Annotated in this window: 15 protein-coding genes; 4 read left to right on the top strand and 11 right to left on the bottom strand. The window is 70.5% G+C overall.

All coding sequences use genetic code 11. The features are described 5' to 3' along the window. Positions 1–13: 13 nt before the first annotated feature. The 4 genes from HLB44_RS24500 to icmF form a co-directional block, all read right to left on the bottom strand. Complete coding sequence (locus HLB44_RS24500) at positions 14–1,867, bottom strand: serine/threonine-protein kinase (RefSeq protein ID WP_173128518.1); 1,854 nt, start codon at positions 1,865–1,867, stop codon at positions 14–16. A 105-nt stretch (positions 1,868–1,972) separates the two neighbouring features. Then, positions 1,973–4,066 (bottom strand): caspase family protein, encoded by a 2,094-nt coding sequence (locus HLB44_RS24495; RefSeq protein WP_173128516.1) that lies wholly within the window; start codon positions 4,064–4,066, stop codon positions 1,973–1,975. Between the two features lie 97 nt (positions 4,067–4,163). After that, the gene (locus HLB44_RS24490) at positions 4,164–6,797 is read right to left on the bottom strand and encodes a serine-rich family protein (RefSeq protein WP_173128513.1); all 2,634 of its coding nucleotides are present in this window, start codon (positions 6,795–6,797) and stop codon (positions 4,164–4,166) included. Positions 6,798–6,933: 136 nt separating this feature from the next. Continuing rightward, positions 6,934–10,242, bottom strand: a complete 3,309-nt coding sequence (icmF, locus tag HLB44_RS24485) for a fused isobutyryl-CoA mutase/GTPase IcmF (RefSeq protein WP_173128510.1) — start codon at positions 10,240–10,242, stop codon at positions 6,934–6,936. Positions 10,243–10,353: 111 nt separating this feature from the next. Here icmF and HLB44_RS24480 point away from each other — a divergent pair, with 111 nt between their 5' ends. Next, a complete protein-coding gene (locus tag HLB44_RS24480; RefSeq protein WP_173128507.1) occupies positions 10,354–11,364 on the top strand; it encodes an AraC family transcriptional regulator in 1,011 nt (336 codons plus the stop codon). An 18-nt stretch (positions 11,365–11,382) separates the two neighbouring features. Here HLB44_RS24480 and metE read toward each other — a convergent pair whose 3' ends face one another. Then, a complete protein-coding gene (metE, locus tag HLB44_RS24475) occupies positions 11,383–13,710 on the bottom strand; it encodes a 5-methyltetrahydropteroyltriglutamate--homocysteine S-methyltransferase (protein ID WP_173128505.1) in 2,328 nt (775 codons plus the stop codon). A gap of 71 nt (positions 13,711–13,781) precedes the next feature. Here metE and HLB44_RS24470 point away from each other — a divergent pair, with 71 nt between their 5' ends. From HLB44_RS24470 to HLB44_RS24460, 3 genes are all read left to right on the top strand, one after another. Beyond that, positions 13,782–14,711: a LysR family transcriptional regulator gene (locus HLB44_RS24470; RefSeq protein WP_173128501.1), complete on the top strand. Its 930-nt coding sequence runs from the start codon at positions 13,782–13,784 to the stop codon at positions 14,709–14,711. Positions 14,712–14,745: 34 nt separating this feature from the next. Continuing rightward, entirely contained in the window at positions 14,746–15,321 is a 576-nt protein-coding gene (gene greB, locus HLB44_RS24465) for a transcription elongation factor GreB (protein WP_173128498.1), read from the top strand. Between the two features lie 236 nt (positions 15,322–15,557). After that, complete coding sequence (locus HLB44_RS24460; RefSeq protein WP_173128495.1) at positions 15,558–16,214, top strand: Crp/Fnr family transcriptional regulator; 657 nt, start codon at positions 15,558–15,560, stop codon at positions 16,212–16,214. A gap of 72 nt (positions 16,215–16,286) precedes the next feature. On the opposite strand, the gene HLB44_RS24455 is transcribed toward HLB44_RS24460, so the two are convergent. The 6 genes from HLB44_RS24455 to gmk form a co-directional block, all read right to left on the bottom strand. After that, complete coding sequence (locus HLB44_RS24455) at positions 16,287–19,499, bottom strand: AAA family ATPase (RefSeq protein ID WP_173128492.1); 3,213 nt, start codon at positions 19,497–19,499, stop codon at positions 16,287–16,289. Between the two features lie 71 nt (positions 19,500–19,570). Beyond that, on the bottom strand, positions 19,571–20,164 hold the full coding sequence (locus HLB44_RS24450; protein WP_173128489.1) for a GNAT family N-acetyltransferase: 594 nt from the start codon (positions 20,162–20,164) through the stop codon (positions 19,571–19,573). Between the two features lie 95 nt (positions 20,165–20,259). Further along, positions 20,260–20,691, bottom strand: a complete 432-nt coding sequence (locus HLB44_RS24445) for a GNAT family N-acetyltransferase (RefSeq protein ID WP_173128486.1) — start codon at positions 20,689–20,691, stop codon at positions 20,260–20,262. 206 nt (positions 20,692–20,897) lie between these two features. After that, complete coding sequence (locus tag HLB44_RS24440; protein WP_173128483.1) at positions 20,898–23,180, bottom strand: RelA/SpoT family protein; 2,283 nt, start codon at positions 23,178–23,180, stop codon at positions 20,898–20,900. Between the two features lie 125 nt (positions 23,181–23,305). After that, entirely contained in the window at positions 23,306–23,509 is a 204-nt protein-coding gene (rpoZ, locus tag HLB44_RS24435) for a DNA-directed RNA polymerase subunit omega (RefSeq protein ID WP_173128480.1), read from the bottom strand. Between the two features lie 27 nt (positions 23,510–23,536). Beyond that, positions 23,537–24,157, bottom strand: coding sequence for a guanylate kinase (gene gmk / locus HLB44_RS24430; protein ID WP_173128680.1), 621 nt, complete (start codon positions 24,155–24,157; stop codon positions 23,537–23,539). Positions 24,158–24,188 lie beyond the last annotated feature (31 nt).

Raw genomic sequence — 24,188 nt, 5'->3', positions numbered from 1 at the left:
CGCTTGCGGGACTTCAGTCAATGATGAAGTCCGCGCTGCGCAGTGACAGTGACTTTGGGCATTCGCCCGGGCTCGGCGCGGCGCCCGGCGTGCATTCGGCCACACCGAGCAGCGCCAGCGGCCGACCATCGGAAAACGCGCGCACCGCGTCCTGCAGCGGCACGCCCTGCTGCAGCGCGGCGGGAACGGCCAGCGGCTGCGCCGTGAGCACGGCGACGACCCAACTGCGGCCGAGCGGTGGGCGGGCAACCAGATCCCAGTGCGGGCGGCGCGGCAGCTTCAGTGCATTGCCGGCATGCGCGCGGTCGTTGGCATCGCTGCCGTTCGGGAACAGCACGGTCAAGCGACCGTCGCGCGCATCGTCGACGCTCAGCAGCATCAACCGCCCATCACGTGCCGGCGCGAGCTCGATCGTGATCGGCTGGCCGAGCTTCAGGCGCTGCGGCACGACGCGCAACTGCAGGTCTTGCGCCGTCGACAGCTTCGCCAGGCCGTCGAGCACGCAGCCCCAGTCGGCCGACTCCGCACTGCAGGCCAGCCCCGGCACCAGCGCCGCTGCGACCGGCACCGACGCGGTCTTCGCGACCACCGGAACCGCCGAGGCTGCCTGCCCGCTCGCCGTGCCGAGCTTGGGATCGATCACCGGGCGCGGCTGCAACTTCTGCCAGCCGTAGCCCAGCAGCGCCGCGGCGACGAGCCCGCCGCCGAGCGCCAGCATCAGCGGACGCCGCGATGCGGCCGGTGCCGGCTCGGGCGCGGGCGCTTCGGTGTGCACCGGCGGAGCGGTGAGTGTCGCCATCGCCGGCGCCGGGGCGCTGATTGCCGGCGTCGCGACGCTGATCGGTGGCGCGACGGGCGGTGCTGTCACCGTGGCCGGCCAGCCCTGCGTTGCCGGCCCCGGCCCGCTCGACATCACCTGCGTCGCCTGGTCGTCGATCAAAGTCGGCGCGGCCAGAACGGGCGGCGGCGGCACCTCGTAGGTCCCGTTCTTCACGCGATCGAGCGCCGCGCGCAGCTCGTCGCAGCTGCGCCAGCGGTTCTCCGGCTGCACCGCCATGCCGCGGTCGATCAGCGCCAGGAAGCCGGGCGAGAAGCGGCCGGCGGCGAGCTCGCTGGCGGTCTTGAAGATCGCGCCGGCATAGCGGTCGATCGCCGGCAGCGGCGACTTGCCGGTGACCGCGAAGTAGGCCACGCCGCACAGCGCGTACAGGTCGGTCCAGGGCCCCAGCGGAAAGCTGTCGGTGTACTGCTCGATCGGCGAATAGCCGGGCTTGAAGATCAGCGAAGTCTGCGCATCGTTGGCCTTGCGCGTGGCGCCGAAGTCGAGCAGCACCGGCGAGCCGTCGGGCTGCAGGATGATGTTGTCGGGCGACACGTCGCGGTGCACCAGGTTCTCGCCGGGCAGCGAATGCAGGCCGTGCAGCGCGTCGAGCAGGCGCTCCATCAGGCGGATCAGCCAGGGCTCGGTGACGATGTCCGGGTCCAGGTGCACCGCGTTGCGCATCGTCTGGCCTTCGTACAGCTTCATCGCCATGAAGGCGGTGCCGTTGGCCTGGAAGACGCGGTACACGGCGACCAGCGAGCCATCGCTGCGCGTGCGCTCGTTGAGCATCGACAACAGGCGCGCCTCGCGCACGAAGCGCGTGGCGCCGGAGGTGAACATCTCCGCCGCGTCGTCGTTGGACGGGCGCACCTCGACGCCGTCGCGGCGCGAGTAGCCGCGCAGGAAATACTCCTTCAGCGCGACGCGCCGGTCGAGCATCGCCTCGTAGGCCTCGTAGACGATGCCGAAGCCGCCGTAGCCGAGCACGCGGCGGATCTCGAATTCGCCGACGATCGTGCCTTGCGGCAGGTTGTCGTCGAACATGTCAGCGGCGCCCGGCCGCCCGTAGGCGCTGACGCGCCCCCCGGATCCCGCAGGGGATCCTTCGGATCCCAGGGGGCAGCGAGCGAAGCGAGCGTGGGGGCTTCATCAGCGGCGTGCCAGCGAGACCAGTTCCTGCCGGTCGTGCTGCTCGACGCGGCCGTCGCGCAGCCGCACCATCGTCTCGTGCGCGATGTCGGCATTGACGCCCGGCGCGATCCAGATCGTGCGGGTGATCGCGGCGCCGAGGTCGACGTTGAAGCCGCGGGCCTCGATGCGGTAGGCCTCGTAGCGGCCGGCAGGCACCTGGATCGTCTCCTTCGCAGCGACCTTGACGTCGTACTGGAAGGTGTACTGCAGGCCGGCGACCCGGGCCCGGGATTGCTTGAACATCGTGCGCCAGCGGTGGCCGACGACCAGCTCGGCCGGATAGAACTGGCGTGGCGTGCCCATGCTGCCGAGCGGATTGGCCGTGGTGTTGCCCATCATGTCCGAAGCGTACTCGCCGCCGTTGTATTCGACCCGGTCGACATTCTCGTCGACTGCGGTGACATGCAAGGACAGCGGCTTCTCGCTGCGGCTGAACTGGTCGACGATGCGGAATTCGAAGTGGTCGCCAACGCGGTAGTCGCGCCGGTGCTGCTGCCGGCCCTGGAAGAAGGGCGTCGGCGCCAGCTGCGCGACCACCGCCAGCGCCGGTTGCGCGGCGACGATGCGCTGCTTGTCGGCCGCGTCGGCCAGCCGCTGCAGCTCGCGCCGTGCGGCGTCGGCTTCGCGCGCGCGGGTCTCGGCGGCCTGGCGCTCCTGCGCTTCGGCCTGCTTGCGCCGGCTCTCGACCTCGGCCGCGCGCTGCTCGGCCACGCGCACCGCCTCCTGGCGCTCACGTTCGCGCTGGCGGGCCTCGGCCTCCTGGCGCCGGCGCAGCTCGGCTTCTTCGGCCGCGCGCTGCCGGGCGGCGCTTTCGGCGGCGGCGATGCGCGCGGCGTCAGCCCGCTCGGCGGCGATGCGCGCGGCTTCGGCACGCTCGGCTTCCTTGCGCGCGGCTTCGCGATCGGCGGCGATGCGGGTGGCTTCACGCTCGGCGGCGATGCGCGCGGCCTCGCGTTCGGCGGCCACGCGCTGCGCCTCGCGCTCGGCGGCCGCGAGCCGCTCGCGCAGCGCCGTCTCGGCCTTCAGCCGTTCGGCCTCGGCCTCGGCCGCCTTGCGCCGGGCCTCCTCGCGGCGCGCGGTCTCGTTCTTGCGCAGCTCATCCTCGAGCAGGCGATTGAGCCGCGCCTGCGCCAGCTCGCTCGCGTTGCCGCTGGGATAGGCGCGGATGAACTCGGTCAGCTGGGCCACGTTGCTGCTGTTGCGCACGCGCTGCCAGTCGGACATCTCCTTCTCGAAGCGCTGTTCCAGCTCGGTCACCGACAGCGTGCCCTTGCGCTGTGGAAACAGCATCACGTCCTGCTCGAGCGAGGTGCTCTCCCACGGCACCTGGCGGCCTTCGGACTCCATGCGCACGTTCAGGCGCACGCGCTTGAAGGCGTCTTCGAGCGAGGTGTCCGGCGTGGCCAGCTCGCGCACCAGGTGCTTGGTGTACAGGCCGTTGCTGCCGCGCCCGTCGTAGGCCAGCTGCCCCGGCGCGGTGGCGTAGGCGAGCAGGCTGCCGGCCGGCGCATCGAAGGGGCTCAGGCCCTTGGCGGGCGGGCGCCAGGCGCCGACGAAGGGGTCCTCGCGGCAGGCGTCGAGGATCAGCAGGTAGCTGCGCCCGCGGGCTTCGCTCATGTGGCGCATCAGCTCGCTGACGTCGACGGTCTGGCGCTGCACGTCGGGCGCGGTCTTGACCTTGGCATCGACCGGCACCAGGTAGTTGCGCCAGTCCTGCTGCAGGCCGTGGCCGGCGTAGTAGAAGACGGCGAAGCGCACCTGGCTGTCGCGCATGCGCGCGCCGAAGCGCTGCATCGCCGACACCATGTCGGCGCGCGAGGCGTCGTAGCGCGCGTCGACCTGGAAGCCGGCGCGCTGCAGCAGCTCGGCGACCGCGCGCGCGTCGTTCTTCGGATTCAGCAGCTCGTTGCCCGGATAGTTGGCGTTGCCGATGACCAGCGCCAGGCGCTCCTGGCTCGTCGATGCGGCGGGTCCGCCGAGCGCGGGCAGCAACGCGAGCGCCGCCGCCGCAGCCGCGGCGACGGCGCGCGAGCGCAAGCGCCGCTGGCTCATTGGACCCCCTTGGCCCTGCGGGCCGTCCCCCACGGACCCGGAGGGGCCGCTTCGCGTCCCTTGGGGAGCGAGCGCCTCCGGGGCGGCCGCGCGGCGCTCATCGCGCGTGGCGCGGCCGCGCCGGCGCCGCGCCGGGGCTGCCGAGGGTGCCCCGTTCTCGCGGCGCCGCCAGCCCGCCCGTCCCGGGGCCGCAACTGCTATTGACCACGTTGAGCGAGCCGTTGTCGCAGCGCAGCGTGTGCGATCCCGTCGTCGGGCTGACCGTGTCCGTCCACGTGAAGGTCGAGCCGGACGGGATCGTGACCGTGCCGGGGTTCTGGTCCGGCGTGCACGTGAACCCGGCGGCGGGATTGCTCCAGGACGACACACTGGTCTGGCACGAAGTCTGGTTCGGGCCACAGGTCGGCTGTCCAATCGTGGTGAACTGGCCATTGCCCCCGCACTGCACGGTGATCTGCCCGACCGGCGATCCCACCGTGTCCTGCAGCACGAGCGTGGTGCCTTCGGTCACCGACGCCGGGGCCTGGTCCGGCAGGCAGTTGTTGCCCGACACGCTCCACCCGCTGCTCACCAAGGATGAGGTGCTGCAGGAGCCGCCGCCGCTGGTGCCGGTGCAGGTGGCCGAGCCGACGACGGACAGTCTTCCGTCGCTGCAGGCATAGGTGATCGCGCCGGTGCGCGGCGCCAGGCTGTCCGTCAGGGTTGCGGATCCGCCGTTGCCGATCGGCGACGGCTCGCTGTCGGCCGCGCAGGTGAGGTCATCCACGATCCAACTCCGCGGCGGCGCCGCACAGCCGACCGGTTGGGTCAGGTTGCAGACCGGCGATCCGACCATCGACAGCGTGCCGTTCGAGCACATCCACGTCACGTTGCCGGTCGTCGGGCTGGCGCTGTCCGCCAGGGTGGTCGACTGGTTGTTCGACAGCGCGACCGGTGCCGAGTCGGCCGTGCACACGTTGTCGCCGCTGGCCCAGGTGTTCGACGGCGGGGCGCAGCTGCCTGCCGTCAACGCGCAGCTGGGGCTGCCGAGGACCGACAGCGAGCCTCCGCTGCAGCCCCAGACGATGCTGCCGAGCGTCGGGGCGCTGCTGTCCTGCAGCGTCTGCTGTTCGCTCGAGTTCATCGCGACCGGCGTCGTCGACGACTGGCACGACAGGCCTTGCACGCTCCAGCCGGCGCTCGGCGCGGAGCAGCCCGAACCGGTTGCGGATTGACAGCTGGCCGTGCCGACCCGGCTCAGCGTGCCATTGCTGCAGGTGTAGCTGATCGATCCGGTCCCCGGTACCTTGGTGTCGTTCAGCGTGACCGACTCGCCGGTGGCCAAGGGGCCCGGCGCGAGGTCGGCGGTGCAGTCGGAGCCGCCGACGTTCCACGCCGCGCTCGGTGCGCTGCAGCTTTGCGCGATGAGGCCGCAGCTGGTCTCGCCGGTCTGGCTCAACACGCCGCCGCTGCAGGCATAGGTGATCGAGCCGACCGCGGCGCCGGTGGCGTCCTGCAGGGTGACCGATTGACCGCCAGCCAGGCCGGTGGGCGCCGTGTCGGACGTGCAGGCGTTCGATCCGACCGTCCACGTGCCGCTGGGTGCAGCGCAGTTGTTCGCGGCGTTGCTGCAAGCCGCTGTGCCGGTCTGGCTCAGCGTGCCGTTGCTGCACGCGTAGGTGATCGTGCCGGTCGTCGGCGACTGGCTGTCGGTCAGCGTCAGCGATTGGCCCGACGGCACGCTGCCGGGGGCGCTGTCGGCGTTGCAGCTGCTGCCGGCGACGCTCCACGTGGCGGTCGGCGCGCTGCACGGCTGATTTGCCGGCGGCGCGCAGGTCGGTGTGCCGACCTGCAGCAGCGTGCCGTTGCTGCAGCTGAAGTCGGCGCTGCCGACCAGCGGTGCGCTGGTGTCGCTGAAGTGGCCGGTCGCGCCGTGCGCGACGAAGCCGGGGCTGTTCGAGGTCGTGCAGAGGTTGCCGCCGGCCGTCCAGCGGCGTGGTGCCGTGCAGGCGTTCTGCGGCTTCGGCATGACCTGCGTCGCGCCGCTGTTGTCGATGAAGACGGCGACCGTCTCGAGGATCAGGTCGTAGCCCTGCAGGTTCGGGCGGAAGAACACCGCGATCGGATCGAAGGATTCGGGCGTGATGCCGGCCGCGATGACCTGGTTGCGGATCGCCTGCGTCAGGTTGTTGCGCGCGGTCTGGATCGCCGCCGCCTGCGCGGCGACGATCGCCGGGGTCAGGTCCTTCGCGCCGGGCTTGCCGCCGGCGATCGCCACATCAGAGGCCAGCTTGTCGGTCAGGCCGGTGATGTTGATGGTGATGAAGCCGCGCTTCTTCACCGCTTGCGTGCTGAAGGCGTGGTGGCGTTCTTCGCCGTCGGCGGTCACCAGCTTGACGACGAAGGGCGGCGCGAAGCGCGTGATGTTGACGCGGTAGTAGCCCTGGGCGTCGCTGACCGCGCTGCGGCTCTGGCCACCGGCGTCGACCAGCGTGATCGTCGCGCCGGCGATCGCACGGCCGTCACCGGCGGTGCCGTCGGCACCTGCGGCATCGCCATCGGCACCACCGGCGCCACCGCCGGGCGCGGTCCCCCAGAACGGGTCGTCGCAGGCGATGCTGCCGCCTGCACTGTCGGCGATCGGCGCGCAGGCCGCGGGCGCATCGCCACCGCCACCCCCACCACAGGAGCCGAGCATCACGAGCGCCAGGCTCAACACCACTGGCAGCATCGGGCGCAAATACCGTGACATGGGCTTCCTTCCAGGCGACGCGTGGGGACGTCGAAAATTCTAGGAGCCCGCGGGTGCCCTGCGCCTGTCGTGCGCAGTGCCGAAAGTCAGGTGTTACGAGGTGCAGCCTCGTGCAGCGTGCAGCCTTGCACGACGCTCACATGCTGCGCCGGTACTGGCCCCCAACCTCGAACAGCGCGTTGGTGATCTGCCCCAGCGAGCAGCAGCGCACCGCATCCATCAGCACCTCGAACACGTTGCGGTTGTCGATCACCGCCTGCTTCAGCCGTTCGAGCTGCTGCGGCGCGTCGGCCGCGTGACGGGCGTGGAAGTCGGCCAGGCGCGTCAGCTGGCTGCGCTTCTCGTCGTCGGTCGAGCGGGCGAGCTCGATGTGGTCGGGCACCAGGTCGCCGTGCGGATTGCGGAAGGTGTTGACGCCGATGATGGGGTACTCGCCCGTGTGCTTGAGCATCTCGTAGTGCATCGACTCTTCCTGGATCTTGCCGCGCTGGTAGCCGGTCTCCATCGCGCCCAGCACGCCGCCGCGCTCGGCGATTTTCTCGAACTCGGCCAGCACGGCTTCCTCGACCAGCTCGGTCAGCTCGTCGATGACGAAGGCGCCCTGGTTCGGGTTCTCGTTCTTCGCCAGGCCCCATTCGCGGTTGATGATCAGCTGGATCGCCATCGCGCGGCGCACGCTTTCCTCGGTCGGCGTGGTGATCGCCTCGTCGTAGGCGTTGGTGTGCAGCGAGTTGCAGTTGTCGTAGATCGCGATCAGCGCCTGCAGGGTCGTGCGGATGTCGTTGAAGGCGATCTCCTGCGCGTGCAGCGAGCGGCCCGAGGTCTGCACGTGGTACTTCAGCTTCTGCGAGCGTTCGTTGGCACCGTACTTCTCCTTCATCGCCACCGCCCAGATGCGGCGCGCGACGCGGCCGAGCACGGTGTACTCCGGATCCATGCCGTTGCTGAAGAAGAACGACAGATTCGGCGCGAAGTCGTCGATGTGCATGCCGCGGGCGAGATACGCCTCGACGAAGGTGAAGCCGTTGGAGAGCGTGAAGGCGAGCTGCGAGATCGGGTTCGCGCCGGCCTCGGCGATGTGATAACCCGATATCGACACGGAGTAGAAGTTGCGCACCTGGTGGTGCACGAAGAACTCGGCGATGTCGCCCATCACCTTCAGCGAGAACTCGGTCGAGAAGATGCAGGTGTTCTGGCCCTGGTCTTCCTTCAGGATGTCGGCCTGCACGGTGCCGCGCACGTTGGCCAGCGCCCATTCGCGGATCTTCTGGCTCTCGGTGTCGGTGGGGTCGCGGCCGTTGTCCGTGCGGAACTTGGCCAGCTGCTGGTCGACCGCGCTGTTCATGAACATCGCCAGGATCGTCGGCGCCGGGCCGTTGATCGTCATGCTGACGGACGTGTTCGGCGCGCACAGGTCGAAGCCGTCGTACAGCACCTTCATGTCGTCGAGCGTGGCGATCGAGACGCCCGAGTTGCCGACCTTGCCGTAGATGTCGGGCCGCAGGTCGGGATCGTTGCCGTACAGCGTGACCGAATCGAAGGCCGTCGACAGGCGCTTGGCCGGCATGCCTTCGGACACCAGCTTGAAGCGGCGGTTGGTGCGGAAGGCGTCGCCTTCGCCGGCGAACATGCGGGTCGGGTCCTCGCCCTCGCGCTTGAAGGCGAAGGTGCCGGCGGTGTACGGGTAGCTGCCCGGCACGTTGTCGAGCATCAGCCACTTCAGCAGCTCGCCGTGGCACTCGTACTGCGGCAGCGCGACCTTGCGGATCTTGCTGCCCGACAGCGTGGTGTGGATCAGCGCGGTGCGGATCTCCTTGTCGCGGATCTTCACGACGTATTCGTCGCCGGCGTAGGCTTTCTGCATCTCCGGCCACATCGCCAGCAGCTTGCGGGCCGAGGCGTCCAGCCGCGACGCGCGTTCGTCGGCCAGCGGCAGGAGTGCGTCGCCGCTGCCACCGGCAGCGTGCAGCATGCGTGCGCTCTCGCGCAGCTGCTGGATCTCGCGCGCCAGCGTCGCCTGCTTGCGGGCGCGGGCCTTGTAGCCGCGCACGGTGTCGCTGATCTCGGCCAGGTAGCGTGCGCGCGCACCCGGCACCACGGGGGTCTGGTGCGTGCTGTGGCGCGTGTTCACCGCCGGCAGCCTGCCGTCGGTCAGCGGCAGGCCGAGGGCCGCGAGGCGGGGTTTCAGCGCCTGGTACAGCGCGGTGACGCCGTCGTCGTTGAAGCGGCTGGCCATCGTGCCGAAGACCGGCATCTGGTCGGGCATCACGTTGAACGCGGCGCGGTTGCGCTGCACCTGCTTGGCGACGTCGCGCAGCGCGTCCGGCGCGCCTTTGCGGTCGAACTTGTTGATGGCGACGAACTCGGCGAAGTCGAGCATGTCGATTTTCTCGAGTTGGCTCGCGGCGCCGTATTCGGGCGTCATCACGTACATCGGCACATCGACCATCGGCACGATCGCCGCATCACCCTGGCCGATGCCCGAGGTCTCGACGATCACCAGGTCGAAGCCGGCGACCTTGCAGGCGGCCAGCACGTCGGGCAGCGCGGCGGAGACCTCGCTGCCGGTGTCGCGCGTGGCGAGCGAGCGCATGTAGACGCGCTGGCCTGAGTCGTCGGACGCCGTCCGACCGGCCGGCTGGCTCCACGGCGCGATCGCGTTCATGCGGATGCGGTCGCCCAGCAGCGCGCCGCCGCTCTTGCGCCGCGACGGGTCGATCGAGATCACCGCGATGCGCAGCGCGTCGCCCTGGTCCAGGCGCAGGCGGCGGATCAGCTCGTCGGTCAGGCTGGACTTGCCGGCGCCGCCGGTGCCGGTGATGCCGAGCACCGGGGCGGGGTGATCCTTGGCCGCCTGGTGCAGCGCGGCCACCTGCTCGGCCGGGACCTTGCCGTTCTCCAGTGCGGTGATCAGCTGCGCCAGTGCGCGCCAGGCGGTTTCGCTCTGGCCCTTGATCGCATCGAGCGAGGCGGGCGCGAACACCGACAGGTCGCGGTCGGCGCGCATCACCATCTCGCCGATCATGCCGGCCAGGCCCATGCGCTGGCCGTCCTCGGGGCTGTAGATGCGCACGCCCTGGTCCGCCAGCGCGCGGATCTCGGCCGGCACGATCACGCCGCCGCCGCCGCCGAAGACCTGGATGTGCTCGCCGCCGCGTGCTTGAAGCAGCTCGACCATGTACGCGAAGTACTCGTTGTGCCCGCCCTGGTAGCTGGAGACGGCGATGCCTTGCACGTCCTCCTGCAGCGCCGCGGTGACGACCTCGTCGACCGAGCGGTTGTGGCCGAGGTGGATCACCTCGGTGCCCATGCCCTGCAGGATGCGCCGCATGATGTTGATCGCCGCGTCGTGGCCATCGAACAGGCTCGCGGCGGTGACGAAGCGCACCTTGTGCGTCGGGCGGTACTCGGCCAGCGCCTTGTATTCGGCGGACAGGTTCGTCATTGTTTGTCTCCGGCGGACGGGGGTCCACGACCGGGCAGTCTAGGACGGTCGGCGGCGGCGCGCGATGGTCTAAGCGCTCAGCCGCCTGACGGGTTTTGCCAGAATGCTCCGATGCCGCCGGCCCCGCAGCACACCGTCTCGATCGCCTTCGTGCGCAGCGCGGTCGGTGCGCTCGACGACATCGGCCGGCGGGCGGCGCTGCAGTGCGCCGGCATCGCGCCGGAGCTGCTGGCCAGCGATGCGGCCCGCGTGCCGGCCGCGGCCTTTGCGGCACTCTGGCTGGCGGTCGGCGAAGCGCTGGACGACGAGTTCTTCGGTCTCGACGCCCGCCGCATGAAGGTCGGCAGCTTTGCGCTGCTGTGCCACGCGCTGGTGGGGCAGCGCAGCGTCGAGCGGGCGCTGAAGCAGGCGCTGCGCGGGCTGGCGCTGTTTCTCGACGACATTGGCGCGACGCTGTCGACACAGGGCGGCGCGGCGCGCATCACCATCGCCAACCGCATCGCTGCGCCCGATGCCCGTCGCTTCGCCGACGAAACCTTGCTCGTGATGGTGCACGGCCTGCTGTGCTGGCTGGCCGGCCGCCGCGTGCCGCTGGCGCGCCTCGACTGGGCGCACCCGCGGCCCTCCCATGCCGACGAGTACCGCCGCATGTTCGCGCCGGTGCTGCACTTCGATCAGCCGGCGACGGCGATCTCCTTCGATGCGCGCGTGCTGCGCGGCGAGCTGGCGATCGTCCCGGCCGCGTTGAGCGCCTTCCTGCGCGACGCGCCGCAGTCGGTGTTCCTGAAGCAGGTGAACCCCGCCGGCTGGGCCGAGCGCGTGCGGCGCCAGCTGCGGCGCGCCTTGCTCGCCGACAGCGCCGAAGGCCCGACGCTCGAAGCCCTGGCGCGGCAGTTCGGCCTGTCGCCGGCGACGCTGCGCCGGCGCCTCGACGACGAAGGCGCCGGCTGGCAGGCGCTGAAGGACGAGGTGCGGCGCGACCTCGCGATCCACCACCTGGCCGACCGGCGCCTGAGCATCGAGCAGGTCGCCGCGCAACTCGGCTTCACCGATGCCAGCTCCTTCCACCGCGCGTTCCGCAAGTGGACCGGCGCGGCGCCGGGCGCCTATCGCGCGAGTTGAGCGTCCACGAGGCGTTCGTCAGGCGGTGTGCGCCGCCCGCAGCGTGCGCGCCGCCTCGACCATGTTGCGCAGCGCGGCTTCGGTCTCCGGCCAGCCGCGCGTCTTCAGCCCGCAGTCCGGGTTGACCCACAGCCGCTCGCGCGGAATGACCGTCGCCGCCTTGTCCAGCAGCCGCAGCATCTCCTGCGTGTCGGGCACGCGCGGCGAGTGGATGTCGTAGACGCCGGGGCCGATCTGGTTCGGGTAGCGGAAGTCGCCGAAGGCGCGCAGCAGCGCCATGTCCGAGCGGCTGGTCTCGATCGTGATCACGTCGGCGTCGAGCGCGGCGATCTCCGGCAGGATGTCGTTGAACTCGGCGTAGCACATGTGGGTGTGGATCTGCGTCTCGTCGCGCACGCCGGCGGCGCTGATGCGGAAGGCGCGGGTCGCCCAGCGAAGATACGCCGATGCATCGGCCGCGCGCAGCGGCAGGCCTTCGCGCAGCGCCGGCTCGTCGATCTGGATGATCGGGATGCCGGCCGCCTCGAGGTCCCGCACCTCGTCGCGCATCGCCAGCGCGATCTGCAGCGTGGTGTGCTCGCGCGGCTGGTCGTCGCGCACGAAGGACCACTGCAGGATCGTCACCGGGCCGGTCAGCATGCCTTTCATCGGCCGCTTCGTCAGGCCTTGCGCATGGCGCGCCCATTCCACCGTCATCGGCCGCGGCCGCGCGACGTCGCCGAACAGGATCGGTGGCTTGACGCAGCGCGAGCCGTACGACTGCACCCAGCCGTTGGCGGTGAAGGCGAAACCGTCGAGCTGCTCGCCGAAGTACTCGACCATGTCGTTGCGCTCGGCCTCGCCGTGCACCAGCACATCGAGGCCCAGCGCTTCCTGGCGCGCGACGGCGTCGGCAATCTCACGCTGCATCGCGGTGCGGTAGGCCTCGGCCGGCAATTCGCCGCGACGGAAGGCGGCGCGGGCGGCGCGGATCTCGGGCGTCTGCGGGAAGGAGCCGATCGTCGTGGTCGGGAATTCGGGCAGTTGCAGCTTCGCCTGCTGCACGGCTTGCCGCACCTCGAACGGCGAGGCACGGCGGTCGGCGTCGGGCGGCAGCGCAGCGAGGCGCTCGGCCACCGTCGAGTTCTTGACGCGGGCACTGGCGGCGCGTGCAGCCACCGCCGCGCGGGCAGCGAACAGCTCGCCGCGCACGGCGGTCTCGCCTTCGCCGAGCGCGCGCCGCAGAACCTGCAGCTCGTCGAGCTTCTCGCGGGCGCCGGCCAGCCAGCTGCGCAGCTCGCGGTCGAGCGTGCCATCGTCGGCCAGGCCGATCGGCACGTGCAGCAGCGAGCATGACGGTGCTATCCATAGCCGGCCGCGGCGGCGCTCCAGGGCCGGGCGCAACGCCGCCAGCGCGCGATCGAGGTCGCTGCGCCAGACATTGCGGCCGTCGACGATGCCGATCGACAGCTCGCGCTCGGGCGGCAGCTGGTCGAGTACCTCGGCCAGCTCGTCGCCGGCGCGCACGGCATCGACGTGCAGTCCGGCCACCGGCAGCCGACAGGCCATGGTCAGGTTCTCGCGCAGCGGCGAAAAGTAGGTCGCCAGCAGGATCGAGACGTCGGCCGCGCCCAAAACGCGATAGGCCGGCTCGAAGGCCGCGCGCCACGCGGGTGGCAGGTCGAGGCCGAGGATCGGCTCGTCGAGTTGCACCCACTGCACGCCGGCGGCGGCCAGGCGGGTCAGCAGCTCGGTGTAGACCGGCAGCAGCGCGTCGAGCAGCGAGAGCCGCTCGAATCCATCGACCACCGACTTGCCCAGCCACAGCAGCGTCAGCGGACCGAGCAGCACGACCTTCACCGCATGGCCGAGCGCCTGCGCCTCGGCCACTTCATCGAGCAGGCGGCGTGAGGCGAGGCGAAAGCGCGTGCCGGGTTCGTATTCCGGGACCAGGTAGTGGTAGTTGGTGTCGAACCACTTGGTCATCTCCAGCGCGCGCTGGCCGCCGGCGGGGTGGGTCGGGCAGCTGCAGCCCTCACCGTGCGCATCGGCGCCGGCGGCGACACCGCGCGCCAGCGCGAAGCAGCGGATCAGCTCCGGCTCGCCGCCGGCGAAGCCGAAGCGCGCCGGTTCGGCACCGAAACGCAGCAGGTGGTCGAGAACCTGGTCGTAGAACGCGAAGTCGCCGACCGTCACGACATCGAGCCCGGCATCGCGCTGCAGCGCCCAGTGGCGTGCGCGCAGTTCGCGGCCGGTGGCTTCGAGGGCGGTGGCGTCGATCTCGCCGCGCCAGTGGCGTTCGAGGGCGGTTTTCAGCTCGCGCTGCGCACCGATGCGCGGGAAGCCGAGGGTGTGGATCTTGATCATGGCCAGGATCATCGGAGTGCAGGCTCTATGATTCAAACGAAAGTTTCTGCTGATCAGCTTGAATTTGGTTCATGACGACATCGCCCTTGGAGCTGCGGCACCTGAAGACCCTGCAGGCATTGCGCGAGGCCGGCAACCTGTCGCGCGCCGCGCAGCTGCTGAACCTGACGCAGTCGGCGCTGTCGCACCAGCTGAAGGCGCTGGAGGACCACTACGGCAGCGTGCTGTTCGAGCGCAAGTCGCAGCCGATCGTCTTCAGCGCCGCCGGCCAGCGCCTGCTGCGGCTGGCCGGCGACGTGCTGCCGCGCCTGGACGACGCCGAGCGCGACGTCGCGCGGCTGGTCTCCGGAGCCGCGGGCGCCCTGCGCATCGCCGTCGAGTGCCACACCTGCTTCGACTGGCTGATGCCCTCGATGGACGCGCTGCGGCCGCGCTGGCCGGAGGTGGAGCTCGACATCGTGTCCGGCTTCCAGGCCGACCCGGTCGGCCTGCTGCACCAGGACCGCGCGGACGTGGCGATCGTCTCGGAGCTGGCCGAGACGCAGGAGCCGGGTGTCGTGTTCCTGCCGCTGTTCAGCTTCGAGATCGTCGCGCTGCTGCCGCCGGGGCATGCGCTGACCGCGAAATCCTGGCTGGCCGCAGCGGACTTCGCGGCGCAGACGCTGATCACGTATCCCGTGCCGGACGAGATGCTCGATCTGGTGCGCCGCGTGCTGCTGCCGGCGGGCATCACGCCGGCACGCCGCACCACCGAGCTGACGGTGGCGATGCTGCAGCTCGTCGCCAGCGGTCGCGGCGTCGCGGCGCTGCCGCTGTGGGCCGTCAAGCACTACCTCGACCGCGGCTACGTGGCCCGCCAGCGCATCGGTCCGGACGGGCTCACGGGCCGGCTGTATGCCGCCGTTCCGCTGCGGCTGCGCGAGCGGCCCTACGTCGTCGACTTCGTTCGCCTGATGCGCGAAACCTCGCTGTTGACCCTGCCGGGCGTGTCCTTGCTGTGAACCGCGCGCATCCTTGCCTAGACTTCCCTTGATCATGAACAAGGCCTTCACCCGCGAACCCGACGGTGCCCTCGACGATGACGACGAGGACTCGGCCGGCTTGCCGCCGCTGCCCGCCGGTGGCAAGAACTACATCACGCCGCAGGGCTACCAGCGCCTGCGCACGGAGCTGCTGAGCCTGATCGACGTCGAGCGGCCGAAGATGGTCGAGGTGGTGCACTGGGCGGCGAGCAACGGCGATCGCTCGGAGAACGGCGACTACCTCTACGGCAAGAAGCGGCTGCGCGAGATCGACCGGCGCATCCGCTTCCTGACCAAGCGGCTGGACATCGCAGAGGTCGCCGACCCGTCGGCGCACCATGGCAGCGACCAGGTGTTCTTCGGCGCCACCGTGACCTATGCGAATCACAAGGGCGAGGAACGCACGATCACGATCAAGGGCATCGACGAGGCCGACAACCTGCAGGGCCAGGTCAGCTGGGTGGCACCGATCGCGCGGGCGTTGCTGAAGTCGCGCGTCGGCGACGAGGTGCGGCTGCAGACGCCGGGCGGGCTGGAAACGCTGGAAGTGCTGGAGGTCGACTACCCCGTGCCCGGCGAGCAGAACTAGCGCCTGCCTGACCCCCAAAAAGAGCAGGGCGGACAACGCACCGCGTTGCCCGCCCCGATCCCAGCTCGTCACGGCTTTGGTGCCGCGCGGCCTCTTTCCCTGAGCCGATGCCGTCGTGCGACGGTCTGGGCTCAATGTAGGCGGCGACGACGAACCAAAGTGGCGCTGGAATTCACAAGCGCCTTGTGACTTATTGCCAAGGTTCCATGGCCGGCCGGCCATAATCGCCGCCGATGATGGAGCTGCCCAACACCGACAACGATCGCCTGCCGCACAGCCTGCTCGCGGCCATCTCGCGCCACGGCGGAACGCGCAATTTCGCCGCCAACACCGTGCTGATCCACGAGGGCGACGTCAGCGATTCGATCTTCATCCTGCTCAGCGGCCGCGTGAAGGCCTATTCGGCCGGCACGCAGGGCCGCGAGATCGTGCTCGACGAGCTCGGCCCGGGCCACTACGTCGGTGAGCTCGCGCTCGACGGCGACAAGCGCTCGGTGTCGATCAAGACGCTCGAGCCCACCACCTGCTGCGTCGTGCAGCGCGACGGGCTGGATGCCTTTCTCGTCGAGCACCCGGAGTTCGCCGGCCACCTGACGCGCAAGCTGATCCGCATGGTGCGGCGGCTCACCGAGCAGGTGAAGAGCCTCGCGCTGCAGGACGTCTACGGCCGCGTCACGCGCGTGTTGATGGAGCTGTCCGATCCGATCGGCGACCACGTCGAGCAGCGCCAGGTGCGCCAGCGGCTGACGCAGCAGGACATCGCCGACCGCGTCGGCTCGTCGCGCGAGATGGTGCACCGGGTCATGAAGGAACTGGCGATCGGCGAGTACGTCGTGACCGACGAGAACTCCAAGCTGCTGGTGATCCGCAAGAAGCTGCCGCACGCCTGGTGAAGCGCGTGGCGGAACGCGCCCGCTGACACAAGCGGATCGCTCGGTACGCCACAGAGTGCGACGCGGGTGGCGTCAGGGCGTGCTGGTCGATGCGGCGCCGTTGGCCTGAAGCGCCTGCAGCGCCTGGCGGCAGCGACGCTGCCAGCCGAGCGCGTGCTGTGCCTGCGCCAGGCGCAGCGCCTCCATCAGGCGTCGCTCGCACGGCGCATCGCCGTCGGCCTCGCGCAGCATCAGCGCCTCGGCGCGGCGCAACTCGGCTTCGAGCCAGGTCTCTCCGGTCTGGGCGATGCCTTCATGGGCCGCGCGCAGCAGCGCCCGCGCGTCGTCGAGGCGGCCGAGCGCAAGCTCGGCCTGGGCCATCAGCATCTCGCCATGGGCGCGGTAGTTGCGCGCGCCGGTGCCCCACCAGGCGGCGGCCCCTTCGCGCATCGCCGGCAGCGCGGCGGCCGGGTCGCCGCCATGCAGCAGCGCGGCCCCCTCGAAGAAGCGCCCGGCACCGGCGATCAGCGCAAAGCCATGCTCGCGGCCCACGCGTGCGGTGTGCGCGGCGCGCGCGGCGAGGCCGACGCCGTCGCCGAGGATCGACAGCAGCAGGCAGCCGAACACCAGCGCCTGCCCCAGGCTGTGGGCATGCGCAATCGCCTCGGCATGCGCGATCAGCTCGTCCTGCAGCGCGCGCGCGGCGTCGTCCTCGCCCAGCATCAGCAAGGTCAGCGCCATGAAGTTGCCGGCCATCACGCGGTGGTCGATGCCCTGCGTGTGCGCGAGCTGCGCGTGCCGCTGCGGGTCGTACAGGGCGAGCGCGCGCTCCAGGTGCGCGCGCGCATTCAGCGGGTCTGCGATGTGAAAGCTGACCGCGCCGAGCGCACGGTGGCTGATCATCTCGATCGTCGGATCGTCGAGCGTGTCGGCCAGCCGCAGCATCTCGCGCGCCGGCGCCAGCGCCGCGGCGCACTCGCCGCGCACCATGTGGAAGGAGTACAGGCCGTTCAGCGCGGTGATCAACGCGTTGTCCTCGTGCAGCGCGCGTGCGAGCCCGGCGGCGCGCTCGGCGGCCGCACCGGTCGCCGCGGCGGCGACGCCCTGCGATGCGCGAAGCGCCGCCAGGCGCAGCACCTGCAGGCCGAGCTCGGCGCGGTCGCGCGCATCGCCTGCGTCGAGCGCATCGAGCAGCGCCATGCCCTGGTCGAGGTGCGCGAGTGCCTCGATCACCGCCGAGCGCGCCAGCGTGCGCTCGCCGGCGTGCCGCCACAGCGGCAGGGCACGCATCGCATCGCCGCCTTCGCTGAAGTGGCGAGCGAGCGTCTCCGGCTCGAGCTCGCGCAGACCGGGGAACTGCGCCTGCAGCGTGTCGCCGATGCGCAGGTGCAAGGTTCGACGCGCGCTCTTCAACAGCGATTCTTCGGCCGCGGCCTGCAGCAGCGCATGGCGGAACACGTAGCGCGCCTGCGGCGCGACGCCGCGCCTTCGCAACAGCCCGGTACTGACGAGCTGGTGCAATGCCAGGCTCAGCGCCGGCACGGGCAGCTCGCTGACGGCGGCCAGGGTTTCGAACGAGAACTCGCGGCCCAGCAGCGCAGCCGCTTGCGCTACCGCCTTGCCGGTGCCGAGCCGGTCCAGCCGCGCGCTCAGCGACGCGGTGAGCGTCGCCGGCACCTGCTCGGGCCAGCCCTGGTCGGTCCCCGGCGCCTGCAGCACGGCGCGCAGGATTTCCTCGGCGTACAGCGGCACGCCGTCGGCGGTCTCGACGATGCGCTCGAGCAGCGGGCCCGGCAACGCGTGCTGCTCGGCGCGTGCGAGCTGCTGCACCAGCAGCCGGATCTCGTCGGGCGACAGGCGCGGCAGCTCGATCAGCTCGGTGTCACGGCCGACGTGCCACGGCGGGTCGAAGTCGGTGCGCTGCGTCAGCAACAGCAGCAGGCCCGGCCGGTGGGTCACCGTGGCGACGAGTTGCTGCAGCAAGCGCAGCGTCGACGGGTCGGCCCAGTGCACGTCCTCGCAGAGCAGCAGCCGCGGGCCGGTCCGCCCGGCGAGCCACGGCTGCAGCTGCGCCAGCGTGTCGCGCATCAGCTCGGTCGGCGTCAGCGTCGCGGTCGGTTGCGCGGCGTGCGAGCCGGGCGCGATCAGCGCGGCCAACAGCGGCAGGGCTTGCGCCGGCGCCAGGCCGGCCTCGTCGATCACGGCGCCGAGGCGGGCAACGAGCTCGTCTTCCGACGCCTGCGCGTCGAGCCCGGTGCGGCGCGCAAGCAGCTCGACCAGCGGATAGAGCGGGCTCTGGCGGTGGAACGCCGAGCAGCGCAGGACGATCGTTTCGGCGCCGGCCGCCTGGGCCGCAGCACGCAGTGTGCCGGCCAGACGGGTCTTGCCGAGCCCCGGCTCGCCGCGCAACGTCACAGCGCGGCCCGCGCCGGCCGACGCCGCCTGCCAGGCCTGGTGCAAGCTGGCGAGCCGCTCGTCCTGGCCCACCAAAGGGACCTGCTCGGCGGGACGGCGGTCGGCAGGATGATGCTCGCCCTGGACCCAGGCCAGCCGAATCGGCGGCGCGCCGTCCTTGAGCCGGTGCGGCCCCAAATCCTGCGCGATGAAGCCTCCTCGCAGCAGGCGCAGCGTGGTGTCGCTGACGAGCACCGTGCCCGGTGCCGCGAAGGCCTGGATGTGCGCGGCGAGGTTCGGCGCTTCGCCGAGCGCGAGCAGCTCGCGGCGGTCGCCGATGCCCACCTCGCCGACGACGACGATGCCCGTGTGAATGCCGATGCGCACCTGCAGTCCGCCGGGGTGGATCGCCCGCAGCCGCGCCGGGAAGGCCCGCTGCAGCGCCGGCTGCAGCGCCAGCGCGACGTGCACCGCGCGCTCGGCATCGTCCTCGTGCGCTTGCGGCCAGCCGAAGTAGACCAGCAGCCCGTCGCCGAGCACTTGCGCGATGTGCCCGCCGGCGGGCTGCAGCAGTGATGCGCTCTCGCGCTGGAACAGGTGCAGCAGGTCGCGCCAGTCCTCGGGATCCAGCGTGCCGGCCAGGCGTGTCGAACCGACGATGTCGCAGAACATCACGGTCAGCAGCCGGCGCTCGGGCTCGGTGGGCAGCGCCGGCGGCGGCGCGAACGTGCGCGCTTGCAGGATGCCCTGCGCATCGACATCGGCCAGCCCGAGCACATCGACCAGCTCGTGCATCAGGTCGGCGAGGGTCGGATCGTCGAGAGCGTATTCGCGCTGCAGCGCGCGGCCGGAGATGCGCCGGCGCCGCTGCAGCAGCTGCGCGGCAGCGTCGAGGAGTTCTTCGAATCGCACCGTCGGCCCGTCCGATCACGGGCTCGACCCGCGTCGGCGGGATTATAGGAAGCGCCGCCGCGCCGGCCGTGTCAGTCCGGGGACGGCAGCGCTTGCAACTGAAGGTGCAATTGCATGAGCTCGACCTCGTCGGGGTGCGGCGATGCGGCGAATCCGCAACGCTGCAGCAGCGACAGCATCGCGGTGTTGTCGCGGCCCACGTCGGCGCGCAGCCAGTGCAACCCGCGTTGCGTCGCGCTGGTGATCACGGCCAGCAGCACGCGCGTGCCGATGCCACGACGCTGCCACGCGTCGTCGAGCACGAGCGCGATGTCGGCGGTACCCGAGCTGCCGTCGACCATGTAGCGCGCTTCGCCGACCAATTGCTCGCCACGGTCGTCGACGATGGTGACGGCGCAGCCGACGTGATGATCGAAGTCGACGTCGGTCAGCTCGGACAGCTGCGTCGCCGTCAAGGCGCCCAGCGACCCCGGGAAGCGGGCGCGCCGTGTGCACGGCGACAGCTCGCGCACCAGCCGTGCCAGCGCGTTGGCGTCAGACGGGCGTACGCGCCGCAAGCGCACGCACGCGCCGTCAGGCAGCCGCCACTGCGCACCGGCTTCGAGGGGATCGCGCGGGGCCGGCGTGGCGGTGGGGTGGGTGCGGCGGGAAACGACAAAGCTCATCGTCGGCGCAAGTCGAGGCACGACGACTCTAGGCAGCGCCGTTGCCCTTTCCAACCAAGGAAGACGCCGGGCCGGAGTGCAATATTCCACTTGCGTCAATCGCGTTGCTGACCTGGGAAGGGCGGCAGCAGCAGCAGGTGCAGGTGCGTGCGGTTCACGTCGTCCGGATGCGGCGTCGCGATGAAGCCGCAGCGGTGCAGCATGCGCAGCATGGCCTGGTTCGCGTCGTCGACGTCGGCATGCAGCCAGCGCAGCCCCCGCTGCGCCGCGGCCCTGGCCAGTGCCAGCAGCGCCATCGTGCCGATGCCGTGACGCTGCCAGGCGTCGGCGATGACGAGCGTGATGTCGGCACTGCCCGAGCTGCCGTCGACGACGAGACGCACCTCGCCGATCAGGCGTTCGCCGCCTTCGTCGGGCACCGCGATGGCGTAACCGAACTCGCGCTCGCCATCGACGGTGCTCAGCGGACGCAGCCGGATCGGCGTGCCGTCGACGAGGCGCCAGCCAGCGCCCGGGTCCGACGGCATGCGCCAAGCCTGCCGCGCAATCGGGGCGCTGGCGGGGGCTCGCAGGGGCGTGGTGCTCATCATCGGCGTTCTCGTCAGGAGGGCTTGACGAGCAATGTACGCAGGCACCCCCGCCGCAGCCGATGAACAATGCAATCCCGCCCGAGTGACAAATTCACCCGCGCGCGGCCCGCACTTGGCCGATGCAGCCGGCCGGTCGCGTCAGCTCAAGGCTTGACCCGCGCCGACCGTAGCACCGGCGGTGACCGCTTCAGCGTGCGCAGCACGTCGGCCAGGTGATGGCGGTCGCGCACCGCGAGCGACAGGCGCAGCTCGGCGACATCGGCGTCGCGCTCGTTGTCCATGTCGATGTGCGTGATGTCGGCTTCGGCGGCGCTGACCGAAGCGGCGACCTGGGCCAGCGCGCCCTTGCCGTTGCGCACCTGCACGGCGATCATCGTCTCGAAGGGGCGCACCGGCTGCTCGGCCCATTCGACGGCCATCCAGCGCTCCGGATCGCGCTCCTTCAGCCGCTTGCCGTTGTGGCAGTCTGCGGTGTGCACCAGCAGCCCTTCGCCGCGGCCCAGGTAGCCGACGATCGCGTCGCCCGGGATCGGCCGGCAACAGGTGGCCAGCTGCACCGAGGCGCCTTCGCTGCCGTCGATCGCCACGCCGCCTTGCGACGGGATTGCATCGTCGGCGGCATAGCGGCCGAGCGTCAGCGTCAGCGCATCGGGCCGCGTGCCGCGCTCGGCCATCAGCTGCGCCGCCCGCTTGGCGACGATGGTGGCGATCTTGCGGCCGAGGCCGATGTCGGTCAGCAGCTCGCCACGGCCGCGGTTGCCGCTCCAGCGCGTCAGCTGCTGCCACAGCGCGTTGGCCTCGGTGTCGGTGGGGTCGGTCGACGGCAGCGTCAGGCCCTCGGCGCGCAGCGCCTGTTGCAGCAGCTTCTCGCCCAGGCTGCGCGACTCTTCCTGCTCCATCGTCTTCAGGAAGTGGCGGATCTTCGAGCGCGCGCGGCCGGTGCGCACGAAGTTCAGCCACGCCGGGTTCGGCCGCGCGCCGGGCGCCGTGACGATCTCTACGACATCGCCGCTTTTCAGCTCGGTGCGCAGCGCGACCGGTTCGCTGTTGACCTTCGCGGCAACGCAGTGGTCGCCGACGTCGGAGTGGATCGCGTAGGCGAAGTCCACCGCCGTCGCGCCGCGCGGCAGCGCCATGATCTTGCTCATCGGCGTGAAGACGTAGACCGCCTCGGGCACCAGGTCGATCTTCACGTGCTCGAGGAATTCGGCCGCGTCGCGCGTCTCGTCCTGGATGTCGAGCAGCGACTGCAGCCACATCGCGCCCAGCGGATGCGCGTCGCCGGCACCGCCCGAGCGGCGGTCGTTCTTGTAGAGCCAGTGCGCGGCGATCCCGCTCTCGGCCACCGCATGCATCTGCTCGGTGCGGATCTGGAACTCCACCGCGGTGCCGAGCGGGCTGACCAGCGTCGTGTGCAGCGACTGGTAGCCGTTCGGCTTCGGGATCGCGACGTAGTCCTTGAAGCGCCCGGGCACCGGCTTGTACAGCTGGTGCAGCACGCCGAGCGCGAGGTAGCAGTCGGGCAGGGTCGCCACGACGATGCGGAAGCCGAAGATGTCGTTGACCTGCGCGAAGCTGGTGTGCTTCTCGCGCATCTTGCGGTAGATCGAGTAGACGGTCTTCTCGCGGCCCGAGACCAGGGACTTCTGCTTGGCGGCCGCGAATGCCTTCTCGACATCGTGGTGCACGCGCTCGACGATGTCGCGCCGGTAGCCGCGCGAGCGCTTGACGGCCTTGTCCAGCGCGCCGTGGCGCCACGGGAACAGGTGCGCGAACGACAGCTCCTGCAGCTCGCGGTAGATCTGGTTCAGGCCGAGCCGGTGCGCGATCGGCGCGTAGATGTCCAGCGTCTCGCGGGCGATGCGCTTGCGCTTGGCCGGCTGCATCGCGGCCATCGTGCGCATGTTGTGCAGCCGGTCGGCGAGCTTGACGAGGATCACGCGCACGTCGCGCGCCATCGCCAGCAGCATCTTGCGGAACGACTCCGCCTGGCCTTCCTCGCGGTTCGGGAACTGCAGCTTGTCCAGCTTCGTCAGCCCGTCGACCAGCTCGGCCGTCGGTGCGCCGAAGCGCTCGATCAGCTCGACCTTGGTGACGCCGCAGTCTTCCATCGCGTCGTGCATCAGCGCGGCCATCACGGCCTGCGCGTCGAGCCGCCAGTCGGCGACCAGCCCGGCGACGGCGATCGGATGCGTGATGTAGGGCTCGCCGCTGGCGCGGAACTGGCCCAGATGGGCCTCATCGGCGAACTTGTAGGCCTCGCGGATCTGCTTGATCTCGGCCTTCGACAGGTAACTCAGCTTGTCGGACAGCGCGGCGAAGGATGCGGCCTCGGCCTTCGGCGAGGTGTCGACCACGGCCGATCGAAGGCGCGGCTGCAGTGCGGCAGGCAACAGCAGTTCAGCGGCGAACGATCGGATCCCCATGGCCCGAATTTAGCCTGCTTTGGCCGAGGCAACGGTGAGGCCGGGAAAAGCAAAGGGCACCCGAAGGTGCCCTCTTGTCAAAGGCACCCGAAGGTGCCCGTGGACGGCAGACGCAGCGTTGCAGCTCAGAGCGGCACGCGGCGCAGCATCTCGACGCCGACTTCGCCAGAGGCGATTTCGCGCAGCGCAGTGACGCCAGGTTTGTTCTTGGTTTCGATCTTCGGTGCGTGGCCCTGGCTCAGCATGCGCGCGCGATAGGTCGCGGCGAGCACGAGCTGGAAGCGGTTCGGAATCTTCTGCAGGCAGTCTTCGACAGTGATGCGGGCCATGGGGTCCAGTCGTTGCGGAAGGTCTTTTCAGACCAGGTCCAGCGCCGCGAAAACCTGCGACTTGTTGCGCATTTGTGCGACGTACTTCAGGCGCTGGGAGTGAACGACGGTCTTCAGATCGAAAAGCGCCGTTTCGAACAAGCTGTTGATTATAACGAAGTCGAAATGCCGGGCCTGGGAAACTTCCTCGCGCGCATTGGCCATGCGCTGCTCGATGACCTCGGGGTGGTCTTCGCCGCGGCGCTGCAGGCGCTGGCGCAGCTCGTCCCAGCTCGGCGGCAGGATGAAGATCAGCACCGCATGCGGAAACAGCTCCTTGATCTGCAGCGCACCCTGGAAATCGATCTCCAGCACCACGTCCTCGCCGGCCGCCAGGCGCGTCTCGATGGCCTTGCGCGAGGTGCCGTAGAGGTTGCCGTGGACCTCGGCCCACTCGAAGAAGTCGCCGTGCTCGATCTTGGCGCGGAATTCCGGCTCGTCGATGAACCAGTATTCGCGGCCGTGCTGCTCCTGGCCGCGCGCCTTGCGGGTGGTGTGCGAGATCGACACCGCGAGGTGCGAATCGAGCTCCAGCAGGGCCTTGACCAGGCTGGACTTGCCGGCACCCGACGGCGCGGCGACGACGAAGAGGTTGCCCGGCGTCTCGATCGGCGCGGTGACTAGGGAGTCGCTCATCCGG

Origin of the sequence: Pseudaquabacterium terrae (genome assembly GCF_013266755.1) — a bacterium.
GTDB classification, from domain to species: Bacteria; Pseudomonadota; Gammaproteobacteria; order Burkholderiales; family Burkholderiaceae_C; genus Pseudaquabacterium; species Pseudaquabacterium terrae.
The sequence above is the reverse complement of the archived record's forward strand: the minus strand, read 5'-3'. Positions and strand labels throughout refer to the sequence as shown.